Here is a 13208-nt window from a genome sequence, read left to right as displayed (position 1 = left end):
GGTATGAAGGGGATTATTCGCTAGTGCTGACATCGCAAAAGTCTACTTGATAATCTTCCTGGTCAAATGTGGCACTATCGAGCAGATCTTTTTATGTGCCATTCTGTTTGAGCACTTTCACTAGGTTTTAATGGTCGCGCACTTTACCAATTAGTATTACCAAGCCTTAAACGTTATTAGCTGATTAACATTCTCAAAAAGAATTTGCCGCAAATTTGATAAGCGTGTTAAGATTAAGCATAGCTTATCATGATGATTATCTATAAGCGTGATCGAATTGAAGGGAGTTAGTTTGATGACAACAGAATTTCCGAAGAACTTTTTATGGGGCGGCGCAACTGCTGCTAATCAATTAGAAGGTGGTTATCAGGAAGGCGGTCGTGGTTTATCGATTGCTGATGCTTTACCAGGTGGACCTGATCGGTTTAAAATCGTGCAACAGCCAGACTTTGATTGGACAATTGATGAAACAAGATATCGCTATCCCAATCACTTAGGAATTGATCACTTCCATCATTTCCGTGAGGATATTGCGCTATTTGCTGAAATGGGCTTCAAATGTTATCGCTTCTCGATTTCTTGGTCACGAATTTTCCCACAAGGTGACGAAACTGAACCTAATGAAGCTGGTTTGCAGTTTTACGATGCTGTTATTGCTGAATGCTTGAAGTATCAGATTGAGCCAGTTATTACGATTTCCCACTATGAGATGCCACTTAACTTAGCTAAGAAGTATGGTGGTTGGAAGAACAAGGCTTTGATTAAGTTTTATCAGCTCTTTGCCGAAACAGTTTTAACCCGTTATCATCAGCAAGTGAAGTATTGGTTGACTTTCAACGAAATTAATAGTGCTGCTCATTTCCCGGTTATGGGGCAAGGCTTAGTACCAGCTAATGGCGCCAATGATCAACGGAATATTTTCCAAGCTTGGCATAATCAGTTTGTTAGTAGTGCGCTGGCAGTTAAAATTGGTCATCAACTTGATCCTAATTTGCAAATTGGCTGTATGATTCTCTACGCCACCAGTTATGGCTACGATTCAAATCCAGTCAACCAACTGGCAACATTGCAACAGAATCAAGATTTTAATTTCTTCTGCGGTGACGTCCAGGTCCGTGGCCAATATCCGGCATATACGAAGCGCTTATTAGCTGAGTACAATTTAAAATTCAGTGATCTTGACTGGACGGATGAGGAATTAGCCTTGCTAAAAGCTTATCCAGTTGATTATATCGGCTTCAGTTATTATATGTCGACGACGATTGAAGTTACACAGCAGGATCATGCCAGCGCAAATGGTAATCTAGTCGGCGGCGTCAAGAATCATTTCTTAAAAGCCAGTGATTGGGGTTGGCAAATTGATCCGACGGGCCTGCGCATTGCCTTGAATCAACTTTATGATCGTTATAAAAAACCATTGTTTGTTGTTGAAAATGGTCTGGGAGCAGTCGATCAACCTGATGCCCAAATGCAGATTCATGATGATTATCGGATTGACTATCTACAGGCTCATATTAAGGCTATGGCCGGGGCAATTGACGATGGGGTTAACTTGATGGGTTATACGCCTTGGGGTTGTATTGATCTGGTCAGTGCTTCCACCGGACAAATGTCTAAACGCTATGGCTTCATTTATGTTGATTTAGATGATGCTGGCCAAGGGACACTGAAACGATACCCGAAGCAATCATTTTATTGGTATCAAAAAGTGATCCAATCAAATGGGCAAAACTGTCTATAAAACAAGTAAACAGGAACATCGGTTGATTCAATAGGAGGATCTGTTTATGGTAGAAGTTGTCAGTTTAACCACCCCAACTGCAAGTGAGTTAGATCAACTCATGAAGATTTGGCTGGCCGGTAATTTAGCAGCCCACAATTTTGTCTCGCCAGATTATTGGTTGAGTCATCAAGATCAGGTGCGTGAATTACTATCAACTAGTCAATTAATGGTTGCTAAACACAATCAAGAGATTGTTGGTTTCCTAGGTTATCTTCCTGAAAGTCATGAAGTAGCAGGCTTATTCGTGGCTCATGATTGGCAGCATCAAGGGATTGGCCAACAATTAATGGCTACTCTTAAGGCGCGAAAACCAGTGCTAGTACTTTATGCTTATGAACGTAATCAAGGCGCCTGTCAATTTTATCAGCAACAGGGTTTTAGAATTACCCGCCGTCAATTAGATGAAACGGTTGGTCAAGTGGAGCTAGAATTTAGTTGGTCAGCTAATTATTAAAAAGAAAGAAGTTGACCAAAATGCAACAACGAATTGCTTTAATTTCTGATGTTCATGGGAATCAAACTGCATTGACTGCTGTGCTAGCCGATGCTGAACGTCAGGGAGCTACTGAATACTGGTATTTAGGTGATTTATTAATGCCAGGACCGGGCACAAATTCACTTTTTGAATTGTTGAATCAAGTCAATTTAACTGTTTTGCTCAAAGGTAATTGGGATAATTTTATTTTTGAAATGACTAATTTAGGCAGTGCCACCGTTGACTTGACTAATACCCAGGATGTTTATATTGCGGCCTTGGTCCAATACGTTAAACAAACGCTGAAGCCGGCATATTATCGTCAATTGGATCAAGCACCCATTCAGCAAATGATCCAACGTGCGGGACTAACTTTTTCGTTGACACATAACTTACCATTACGGAATTATGGTCATCAATTGCTGCCATTTCAAGAGCAGGCCAACTTTAACCGTTTATTCAGTGAAGCACCAAAGACCAAAAATAGGGTGGATATCGCCATTTATGGGCATACGCACCATCAAATTATGCGTACCAGCCAAACAGATCAATTGGTCATTAATCCTGGTTCAATTGGTCAACCTTATAGTGCTTGGCCACGCTTATTTACAGATCATCGCTCGCAATATGCTTTGCTTAGCTTGGATGAACAAGGTTATGACGGCCTTGAGTTCAGAAAAGTCAGCTATGATTTAACTGCTGAGTTAAAAATAGCACGTCAACAAAAATTACCGTATTTCGAGTTGTATCAGCAAGTTTGTGAGACCGGTTTGGCCAGTACCCATAATCCAGTCGCTTTAGACCAACTCAATCAGCGCTATGGCTACGTCGCGCAAGTTCATCAATTTTTGCAACAATTGGATCAACAATTGAATGTAAATAAATAGTATTTAATTGAGCAATTAATCGCAAAAATAAAGCTGGTGTTAGCAATGAATCAGACGTATTCTATTCTTATTTTCCCAAAACTACAGCAAATACAGCAAGTCACAGAAATTCGTCAAGTTTATGATCCTTTGGCGACTAAGATTCGGCCGCATATTTCCTTAGTATTTCCGTTTACACCAATCGATTTAACGGCAACCGCATTAATTCGGCTGGTTAATGACCAGTTAGCCGACACAACATCTTTTAAGGTTGAATTAGCTAAGATTAGTTGGCAGCCAGATTATCATTTATATTGGGAATTAACAGCTGGTCATCAACGGGTTCAACAATTGCATGACCAATTATATGCTGGCGTGTTAGCACCATACGAACAAAAACAATATCAGTATCAATCACATGTCACTTTAGGTCATTTAAGTTCAGTTGCAGCTAGCAAGTTGAATCAATCAACACTGATTCAGAAATTGAAGCGGCAATTAGAACCAGAGCCAGTTTTAATTGACCAGATTGCCATTGAAGCGATTCAACCTGATGAAAGTAGCAAAGTTATTGCTGAAATTAATTTAAAATAAAAAATTGGCGCCCAAAAACAAATTTAATTGTCTGAGGGGGCTTTTTTTGTAAAAACCGGCTAATTTTGACGGAGAATTAAAAATCAGGGCGGTAAATTCAGATTGCTGATTTGTAAGTTATTCTTACGATAATATATATTATGTTAACTTAAATCGTTAACATAATATAATTGACTGTTTATCTGCGCCACTTCTTTCCATAATAAAAAACTCGGATTCATAGTATCGAATCCGAGTTTTTTATTTGTGGTTGTTAATTAGTAATTATTATTATTTTTCAGCTGCCAAAACTTTATCATCAGGCAAAATTAAATTCAAAATGATTGCGATAATTGTTGAGAATGCGACGCTGGTTAATTGAAAAGCGCCGACTTGTAAATAAGCACCACCGATTCCGATAACCATGACGACAGCGGCAATGATCAAGTTCTTTTTGTTATCAAGATCAACATGTTTTTCGACCATAATGCGCATGCCGTTGTTGGCAATCACGCCGAATAATAAGAAGCTAATACCGCCAATCACTGGACTAGGAATACTCATGATCAAGGCACTTAATTTACCGATAAAACTGAAAATAATTGCTAAAACACCAGCGCCACCGATGACGTAGACGCTGTAAACTTTGGTGATTGCTAAAACGCCGATATTTTCACCATAGCTAGTCACTGGCGGACCACCAATGAAACCAGCAATAATTGAAGCTAAACCGTCACCAGTCATGGTGTGATCCAAGCCTGGGTCACGAAGAAAATCATTGTCGGTTAACTGGTCTAGCACCATGATATGACCTAAATGCTCAGTCATCGTGACAAAAGCAATTGGTGTCATACCAATAATGGCGCTCCAATAAACTTTCGGTTGATAACTGGCAAAAGGAAACTCAAAGTTCGGCATCTTAAACCACGGTGCCGCGATGACACTGCTGAAATCAACCAGACCGAAGACCACTGCAATTAAATAACCACTGATAATGCCCAATAGAATCGGAATTAAGCTTAAGAACCCTTTACAGTAAGTGTTAAAAAAGATGGTGACGGCCAAAGTCAACAAAGCAACCGCAAAAAACTTAAGATCGTAATGATCGTTGTTCATCATGGCGTCTTTGGCCGCGTTCCCAGCAAGCGATAGCCCAATCACCATGATCACGGGGCCAACAACGATTGGCGGCAATAATTTATCGATCCAGCTGGAACCAATCTTATGCACCAATAAAGCGACTAATAAATAGATTAAACCAACGGAGATACTGCCTTGAGCAATGGCGGGATAACCGTCTGATTTCATTAAAGCTTGCATGGCCACGATGAAGGCAAAACTCGAACCTAGATAAGCGGGAATTTTACCCTTGGTGACAAATAAATGAACTAATGTACCCACACCAGAGCTTAAAATAGCGATGCCGGGATCTAATCCGACTAAAATTGGCACTAACACTGTGGCACCAAACATGGCGAATAAATGCTGTAATGATAGGCCGAACCATTGAAGTGGTTGGGGTTTTTCGTGAATATCCAGAACTGGTTTGCTAGCATGATGTTGAGTTGACTCAGACTTCAAATTAATACTCCTCCTCAAAAGAAATTGCGTTTAATTCGTTAGTACGCTGAACAGTAAACCTCCTGCTCGCCACCTCACCTCGCTAATCATTTAATTATCATGGCCATAAAAAAATCCCCTTACCCGTAAAGTAACGAGTAAGAGGATAAGTTGAATTTAGGTCCAGTTGTGGTGCATTTAAACTACAGTACGACCTGATTCGCGTGCTCCGTCTCCTTGTTAGCCTCACAGGACTAAAATTAAAGGACTGATTTATTTATTGGTACTAGCATACATAACTTATCAGTGACTGTCAAGGCCAATTTAAAAAGAGTGTCTGCTTGGTAGCAATTCTAAATCAGATATTGTGGTCGTTTACTGGTGCGACGATGTTACTTAGTCAAATTCGCAATGAATTCCGGTGCCGTTTTCAAATCAGGTAATTGGGGAATGTCCCCAAAACTACTAGCCGCTTGCCATTCGTGCCGATTGATCCATAAATATGGCCAATTTAGTTCTTGGCACGGCAGGACGTCCCACCAGAAACCGTTAGCAAGATGATAATGATCATGGTTGGCGAAGTCTAAGGTTTTACTGACAGTTGTAAAGAATTGCCGGTCAGGTTTATAACAACCTGTTTCTTCTGGCAGAAAAATGTGCGTAAATAAATCGCCGAATTTTTCTAAATGAGCGCTCATCAACATTTCTGAAGAATTGGACATTAAATATAATTGATGACCAGCACGCTTTAATTGCCGCAAAGCTGGTAGGACATCAGGATATGGTTCTAAATCGCGATAAGCCTGGACAATTGTTGGTAAATTATTCTGGAAAACGTGCCCACTGCCCAATTCCAAATCCATAAAACGAACGATTTGCGCTAACAAATCTTGATAAGGAATCACTTTTTCAATGTACATTAGCCGATCTTCGTAACTATTAAAGCAAGTTTGAGCTTGTTCGGCCGTTGTCGTTAACTTGGCCGCCCGAGAAATTTCACCAAGTTTATCTTGGATTGGTTGCATATTTAGCAACGTACCATAACAATCGAAAGTAATTGTCAATTTTTTAGACCTCACTTTTTGCCATTATTTTCAGTTGGGCATTAATTGCATTTAGTAATTGCCTGGCATAACCTTTGGCAAACAGCCGTGGTAACCGGCAATTCACTGGTAGTTGTCGCTTCATATTGGGCCAAACACCAACTGATCAACTGACGCTGATCATGATTCAGAATGTTTTGTTCCAACAACCAACGACCACCAGCTGCTTTAGAAAGAATACGGTCAGTTTGGATATACGCTAAGACCCGGGCCAAATTGAGACTAACATAAACTGGATTAGTTAAGATTTCCTGCTCGGCAGCACTCACATCAGCAAGAATATTCTTAAGATAAGCGGTCCGAGGAATTGGTGCAAAAACGTCTTTAATCACGGGCCCACTGATTACCTCACCATAATGCGTCAAAATCGTCAGATGTGCCGCTAAATCTGGATCAGTTCCCTGCATTTGTTGCACGTATTGTAAAGGATTTTCCTGATAGTCAGGCCAATGCATTGGTGAAAAATGAAAGTCGAATGGTAATGGTTGAATAAAGTTCTGAGTCCATTTCTCTAAAAGAACATGAAATTCCAAGCCTTTTTTAGGTGCCAATTGCCAACCTGTCGTGACGGTCCAAGTCATTAAAGTTAATTTTTGTTGATCGGTTAAAGGCTCTTTGACGACAATAATATAATCTAAATCACTGACGTTTTCATGGTATGACTTAAGTACATACGAGCCGTGCAGATAAACGCCGACTAAGTTATCACCTAATAATACTGGTAAATCTTGTTGTAGATGAACGAGTAGTCGCGCTATTTTATTGTTTTGTGACATCGAGCATCACTCCTAAGTAATTGCTGAATAATTTTTAACTATTCATTATAACACAGGCATAAGCCTCAATTTTCAGAAAATAAGGAAAACTCTACAAAAAAATGGATTCATTTCAACTTTGCTCGACTGATTAGGATTAAAGTGTTCAAGTCTAATGAAGATGCACAGGCAGAATCGGTTCTGACTCCATTGCGGGCTTGCTGGTTGTGGAACGCTGCCGGCATCGATTGATGCCAATTACAAACCAAATTGTCATCAATACGATCCTTTGTCTAATTGCTAAAGCAATAAGACAAATTTGGCGGCTGACAACCACGCCCTTCATTTCGTCTGGAGTTGATTTGGTTCATTTCACGGTTGTTACTGCTTAAAGCCAATATAGCAGGATAACTCAACTAAATTAGACAGTGCTTACATCTGAATGGGAAAATTCAAATATCTGATTGACACTTTAAAGCTTACACTAACTTCTTAAATCTATCATGCTTGTCAATCAAACTATTAGTTTACATCAATCTGTTTTTCTCACAGTGTTGCCGAATCAAACTACTTAATCAGGCAGGGGCCCAGCGATTGGCGTCAGCTGTGAAATTTGTCTTGCTGCTTTAGCAGCTAGTCAAAGCCTCGCATTTGAGATTGTTGCTGAAAGCAATAAGCTCAAATCGACGGCCACAGCGCTCCACGCCCTCAAAATCGCTGGGCCCCTGCCGTCACCTAACTAAGGAGCGACTAAAGCAAGTTTTAATAACAGCAATATCGGTGTTTTGACTGCAAGACAAAAAAATTCTCACACCTCAAGGAAAAGGCGTGAGAATCATGCAGGAAGTTGCATCATGGTGCTTGTGTGAATTAATAAGTTAGAACCCTAAATTAACGGAACATCGTCTTCGTTGCCCGAGCTAAGATTCGTGGATCCTTTTCGTAATGATGCATCTTAGTTAAGCGACTTTCAGGAATACCTAGGAAATGATAAACAGCTGTTTGGGCTGCCCGGAACGAGTACTGTTCGGTGAAGACCATGTCAAATGGCATTTCAACGAACTGACTGATAAAGGCTAAGTTAGTTGAACCCTTAGGCACAACTGCTGGCCGATCCCCCACTGCCCGCTGGTTAAAGAGGGCACTGGCATATGGCATATAAACTGGAATGACATTGACAATGCTATCCATGATTTTATCCATATGGTTACGAATGTTATCAGAACTTGGATCAATTGCTGCCAACTGACCAATGAATTCTTCAAGCATTTCCCGACCGGTCATTTCGATGAACGGTTTGTCAACGTAGTCACCGACCTGACGTGGATAAAGGCTATAACCCCAGAAAATCGTCTCGTTTTCCTTTTGGGCATGGAAATGTGGTTGATGATGCACAACGATTGATAATAATTCGTTACTATCAACGAAGGTATTTAAAGCATTCCCTGGTTGTTGTTCAGTGATCCGCGCAATTTCATTCAAGAGATAATGATTCTTAGCAGTTACAGTGAAGCTACACCACTCAGATTGTTCCCGATCATTAAAGAACTTATCAGGTTGACCTAATTGGAAGAAATGATTAGCAGCTTGTTTCCATAATTGAGCCGAGGCTGCGTATTCCATATTTTCTTTAATTGGTGTGTCCATGTCACCAATTGAGCTGCTATCAGTGATTGAACCGTTAGTATCGAAAACAAAGTCATCAGGATCAATCTTGATTTCGCCAGTATGATCTTTATCGCCGGGCTTTTTATCAACCCGTTCGTACTTCAAGCCAGTGACCGTGATTTCATCACGTAATGGGGTATCCTTGAAGACAAAATCAGTGATCTTGCAGTTATCAACGAAAGTAACGCCTTGTTTCTCTAAGAAATGACGCATTGGCAAAATCATACTTTCGTATTGGTTATAAGGTGTCCGCGTGACCCCTTCCAGCGTATTGATCCGGCTGAATTCAAGAATCATCCGATTCATATAGCGCCGTAATTCCATTGCTGAGCTTTGCCGTTTGAAAGCAAAAGTTGTTTCCCACATGTACCAGAAGTTAGTAGTGAACATATGAGGACTGCTTTGGAACCATTCTTCAATACTAATATTGTTTAGTTCAGATTCCTTGGATTCAGGCATCATCATTAATTTTGTTAATAATTTCCGGTCGCGGTTATTAAATTGCATATGACGATAATCATTCTTACCACCGTTGATCCGCAAACCTTCAGTTTTATCCATCAGGCGACCAACGTCATGAGTGGGATGATCATGATCAAAATTCAAGATATCATCAGTGACACTCCAGCCCGGATGATCTTCTGAAGGAACTGAGGCCAAAAGGTCCCAAAGATTTTCATAAGTTTCTTCATTCAGCATCCGGCCACCTTTAGCTAAGTAACCTTTGTTATTACCTAGAGGACTGTTGCTGTATTCATGTTCATAATCACTAACCGCAGCACCGTCATTAGCACCATGAGTTTCTAGGCCAAACATGGTAATTTGCTTGCCTTGCCAATGACCATCACGAATTAAATAAAGTCCAGCTGCCAGATTACCAACTCCGGCACCAATCATATATGCTTTACGAGTCATATCCGAATCACTCCTTATCTAATACCTTGTACAACTTTCATTATAAACACCTCGTTGCGAATACCAATAGTCAAACACTTTTCATTGTAAAAAAAAAGGACACTTTTTTAAAAGTGTCAAAAAAATAATAGCGTTTTCTTTGTTGAATGATTAGTCTTTTAGTTGATAAATATCGGGTAACCAAGCTAAGGCAATCGCACTTTCACCTAAGTGAGTCCCAATGACGGGGCCAAAATAAGAAATTTCGGTCACCAATTGCGGATACTTGGCTTGAATTTCTGCCTGCCAGGCTAAAGCTGCGGGTTCATCATTGGCGTGAATGATAATTAAACGCAATGGTTGGGCACTTTGAACAAAGTCAGTGGCAAAAATCTCTTCAGCACGACGATAAGCGCGCTTTAAGGAACGAATTTTTTCAAAAAGGACAATTTTGTTGCTCTGATCGTCGAAAGTTAACAGCGGTTTTACTTTCAGCATCGTGCCAATCACTGCAGATGTATTAGATAAGCGCCCACCGCGGACTAGATTTTTTAAATCATTGACAATAAAGACTTCATTGATTTGTTGCTTTAGCTGGTCTAAACGTTGAATAATTTCATTTATAGGAGACCCAGCTTTGGCTAATCGAGCTGCATAAATCGCCATGTAGCCCATGAGCTTAACTGTGATGCCAGAATCATAAGGAATAACACGTGTATTCTTAACCTGATTGACTGCCGATTTCAACGTATTATAAAAACCTGATAAAGTACTGGCTAAATGAATCGAGAGAACAATGTCATAGCCAGCGTTACCTAAATTTTCATATAATCTAAGTAGCTCGCCAATCGCCGGTTGGGAAGTACTTGGTAAGGTGGTCTCAGTTCGCAACCGCCGATAAAATTCCGAAGTTGTCAAATCAACACCCTCTTGGTAAACTTGGTCGGCCATGATCACCGGCATTGGCACAATCGTAATCTGATTCTTAGCACACTCAGCGGCAGATAAATACGCCGTGCTGTCAGTGACAATTGCAATTTTCAAGATAAGTCCCCCTGATCAGTTGTTAATTGGCTTAATAGCCGTTGTCGTACCAGACTTTGATTTATGTTAAAATAAGTAGTCTAGGCGCTGGCGCGATTAATGGTTAACTTTATTTTATGAATTGTTGTCTGGTATGAGTGTTAATTTGTGGGTCCGTGTGGTCAGACGGTTTAATAATGTTGTCAACAATTGCACTTCTTCGGGTGCCCAATTGGCCACTAAGGCTTGCTCTAAACTTGCTAATTGACTTAATAGGTCTTGGTGCTTGGCCCAGCCGCTAGCTGTTAAAGCGTAATCACGTTGCCGTTTATCGCTTTTGCTGACAGCTTGAACATAGCCCTTTTGAGTAAGTCCGGCCAACTGTCGGCTTAAGGTCGACGGGTCTAGTGCCAGTTCTTGATTTAAGAAACGTAAATTAACTTCAGTCTGGTCCATCTTAAGTAATAAACGCATTTGTGAAACTGGCAATTGATTACTGAGACTCAGCTTTTGTTCAATTAAACGAATTTGTTTAATAAACTCTAAGGTCACCGCTGTAAAATCAAGCATGATTAGCCTCACTTTCTCGCAAACTGCGATTGATTAGGATTTCTTGCAATGCATGTATTATACAATAGTTCTGATGTAACTTACAATGATAACCAATAACTAAGTTTTTGCTGGTTTAAAAAAATAAATTTAACGTTATTTATTTCTGAAAGGATGATTTTAATGTCATTTGATGGTGTCTTTCTCCATGGCATGACTGCCGAATTAAAAGCCCAACTTGAGGGCGGTAAAATTGTTAAGGTGCAGCAACCCTACCCTCACGAGGTTGTGTTAGTAATTCGGAGTCACCGCCATAATTACCCGCTGCTCTTATCCGCTAATCCACAGTTAGCACGGGCACAAATTACGACGATTCCCTACGCTAATCCTAAAACAGCGCCAACTTTTGTGATGACCTTACGGAAGTATTTAGAAAATGCCAGCTTGGTTAGTTTGACGCAGGTAGCTAATGATCGCATCTTGACACTACAAATTCGCTCGCGTGATGAATTGGGTGATCAAGAGAATTTACAATTAATTGTGGAAATTATGGGTCGCCATAGTAATGTGATCTTGGTTGATACTGCCACTAATAAAATTCTTGATCTTATTAAGCATGTTTCCCCCGATCAAAATCGTTATCGGTTATTAATGCCCGGGGCTCAATATGTGCAACCAGAACAGCAAACAGGTTGGCAGCCTTTCAGTCACGAACTGACAACTGCTGATTGGGAACAGTTGCTGCTAAAACTAAGAGATTTGAAAAATCGACCGGTGACAGTTTTGCAGCAAGCTTATCAGGGTTTAGGTAAAGATACAGCTCAAGAACTAGCGACACGTTTACAACGGGTAACTAGTGTCGTGGAACTGAAAGAAATTGTGACATCCTTTTGGGCTGAATTTGCGCAATTACAACCGACGATTGGCAAAAACGAAAAAGGACAACTGCAATTTAGTGCGATTCCCTATCAAAGTCTGACTGATCAACAAACTGGTTTTGACAGTTTAAGTGCGATGTTAGATTCCTTCTATGGCACTAAAGCGGAATCAGACCGCAAACATCAATTGGCTAGCGCGATGCTGCAACGGTTAAATAATGTGATCAAGCGTAATGAGAATAAACTGAAGAAACTGGCAAAAACCATTGATCGTGCTCATAATGCCGATGAAGATCGAATTAAAGGTGAAATCTTGACCACTTATTTGCATCAATTACCTGAACATGGTACTGAAGTAACCTTGCCCAACTTCTACGATGACGAAAAGCCACTAACAATTACTTTAGCCCCTGATTTAACACCGGCTAAAAATGCCCAGAAATATTTCACGCGCTATAACAAAGCCAAGACTGCTTTAACCGTGGTTCAAGAACAGATTGAGGAAACGCAAGCCGAGTTGGATTACCTTTTAGGCGTTCAGGCTCAGGTTGAGGTTGGCGAGCCTAAGGATATTGAAGATATTCGGGTTGAATTAGAACAACAAGGTGTATTGCGACGGACGCAAAAGCGGAAAAAACTGCGCGTTAAAATTAATCCTGCTGAACAATTTTATGCCAGTGATGGGACTTCAATTTTAGTTGGGAAGAATAATTTACAAAATGATCAATTAACGCTGAAGAAGGCTCGCAAGACAGATATTTGGCTGCATACTAAAAACATGCCTGGTTCACATGTGATTATTCAAAGTGATCACCCGACTCCGGAAACAATTAAAGAGGCGGCGATGCTGGCGGCTTATTTCTCCAAGGCACGTCAATCCAGTCAGGTGCCAGTTGACTATGTTCAAGTAAAAGCTATTCATAAACCTAATGGGGCCAAACCTGGTTTCGTTATTTATACTGGGCAACAGACGATTTATGTGACACCAACTCAAGATTTAGTAGTCCAATTACGCCAAAAAAAATAAATTCTTACTAGACTTTAGATACCTTTAATGATGACGCTGGCAATAATCAAAATA

11 protein-coding genes are annotated in these 13208 nt (G+C 40.4%); 5 read left to right on the top strand and 6 right to left on the bottom strand.

What is annotated here, in order from left to right:
- Positions 1-295: 295 nt before the first annotated feature.
- The 4 genes from EKM81_RS03560 to EKM81_RS03545 are packed head-to-tail and all read left to right on the top strand — an operon-like array spanning position 296 to position 3718.
- The gene (locus EKM81_RS03560) at positions 296-1741 is read left to right on the top strand and encodes a glycoside hydrolase family 1 protein (protein WP_125648526.1); all 1446 of its coding nucleotides are present in this window, start codon (positions 296-298) and stop codon (positions 1739-1741) included.
- A 46-nt stretch (positions 1742-1787) separates the two neighbouring features.
- Positions 1788-2237, top strand: a complete 450-nt coding sequence (locus tag EKM81_RS03555; RefSeq protein WP_125648523.1) for a GNAT family N-acetyltransferase — start codon at positions 1788-1790, stop codon at positions 2235-2237.
- A 20-nt stretch (positions 2238-2257) separates the two neighbouring features.
- Positions 2258-3145: a metallophosphoesterase family protein gene (locus EKM81_RS03550; RefSeq protein ID WP_125648520.1), complete on the top strand. Its 888-nt coding sequence runs from the start codon at positions 2258-2260 to the stop codon at positions 3143-3145.
- Between the two features lie 45 nt (positions 3146-3190).
- Positions 3191-3718 (top strand): 2'-5' RNA ligase family protein, encoded by a 528-nt coding sequence (locus tag EKM81_RS03545; protein ID WP_125648517.1) that lies wholly within the window; start codon positions 3191-3193, stop codon positions 3716-3718.
- 270 nt (positions 3719-3988) lie between these two features.
- On the opposite strand, the gene EKM81_RS03540 is transcribed toward EKM81_RS03545, so the two are convergent.
- The 6 genes from EKM81_RS03540 to EKM81_RS03515 all read right to left on the bottom strand — a co-directional run bounded on the left by EKM81_RS03540 (position 3989) and on the right by EKM81_RS03515 (position 11270).
- Positions 3989-5278, bottom strand: a complete 1290-nt coding sequence (locus EKM81_RS03540; RefSeq protein WP_125648514.1) for a solute carrier family 23 protein — start codon at positions 5276-5278, stop codon at positions 3989-3991.
- A 371-nt stretch (positions 5279-5649) separates the two neighbouring features.
- A complete protein-coding gene (locus EKM81_RS03535; RefSeq protein WP_379881022.1) occupies positions 5650-6336 on the bottom strand; it encodes an HAD family hydrolase in 687 nt (228 codons plus the stop codon).
- A gap of 26 nt (positions 6337-6362) precedes the next feature.
- Positions 6363-7136, bottom strand: a complete 774-nt coding sequence (locus EKM81_RS03530; protein ID WP_125648508.1) for an aminoglycoside adenylyltransferase domain-containing protein — start codon at positions 7134-7136, stop codon at positions 6363-6365.
- A gap of 870 nt (positions 7137-8006) precedes the next feature.
- Entirely contained in the window at positions 8007-9698 is a 1692-nt protein-coding gene (locus EKM81_RS03525) for an oleate hydratase (protein WP_125648506.1), read from the bottom strand.
- A 150-nt stretch (positions 9699-9848) separates the two neighbouring features.
- Positions 9849-10721 (bottom strand): DegV family protein, encoded by an 873-nt coding sequence (locus EKM81_RS03520; protein ID WP_125648503.1) that lies wholly within the window; start codon positions 10719-10721, stop codon positions 9849-9851.
- Positions 10722-10835: 114 nt separating this feature from the next.
- Complete coding sequence (locus EKM81_RS03515; protein ID WP_125648500.1) at positions 10836-11270, bottom strand: MarR family winged helix-turn-helix transcriptional regulator; 435 nt, start codon at positions 11268-11270, stop codon at positions 10836-10838.
- A gap of 162 nt (positions 11271-11432) precedes the next feature.
- Here EKM81_RS03515 and EKM81_RS03510 point away from each other — a divergent pair, with 162 nt between their 5' ends.
- Positions 11433-13154 carry an Rqc2 family fibronectin-binding protein gene (locus EKM81_RS03510; protein WP_125648497.1) on the top strand — a complete coding sequence of 574 codons (1722 nt, stop codon included), beginning with the start codon at positions 11433-11435 and terminating at the stop codon, positions 13152-13154.
- Positions 13155-13208: the final 54 nt, after the last annotated feature.

The organism is Lapidilactobacillus gannanensis, assembly GCF_003946675.1.
GTDB classification, from domain to species: Bacteria; Bacillota; Bacilli; order Lactobacillales; family Lactobacillaceae; genus Lapidilactobacillus; species Lapidilactobacillus gannanensis.
The sequence above is the reverse complement of the archived record's forward strand: the minus strand, read 5'-3'. Positions and strand labels throughout refer to the sequence as shown.

Excerpts from the sequence above, each read along its gene's own strand:
- EKM81_RS03560 (WP_125648526.1), top strand. The coding sequence starts at position 296 with ATGACAACAGAATTTCCGAAGAACTTTTTATGGGGCGGCGCAACTGCT.
- EKM81_RS03555 (WP_125648523.1), top strand. The coding sequence starts at position 1,788 with ATGGTAGAAGTTGTCAGTTTAACCACCCCAACTGCAAGTGAGTTAGAT.
- EKM81_RS03550 (WP_125648520.1), top strand. The coding sequence starts at position 2,258 with ATGCAACAACGAATTGCTTTAATTTCTGATGTTCATGGGAATCAAACT.
- EKM81_RS03545 (WP_125648517.1), top strand. The coding sequence starts at position 3,191 with ATGAATCAGACGTATTCTATTCTTATTTTCCCAAAACTACAGCAAATA.
- EKM81_RS03530 (WP_125648508.1), bottom strand. The coding sequence starts at position 7,136 with ATGTCACAAAACAATAAAATAGCGCGACTACTCGTTCATCTACAACAA.
- EKM81_RS03525 (WP_125648506.1), bottom strand. The coding sequence starts at position 9,698 with ATGACTCGTAAAGCATATATGATTGGTGCCGGAGTTGGTAATCTGGCA.
- EKM81_RS03515 (WP_125648500.1), bottom strand. The coding sequence starts at position 11,270 with ATGCTTGATTTTACAGCGGTGACCTTAGAGTTTATTAAACAAATTCGT.
- EKM81_RS03510 (WP_125648497.1), top strand. The coding sequence starts at position 11,433 with ATGTCATTTGATGGTGTCTTTCTCCATGGCATGACTGCCGAATTAAAA.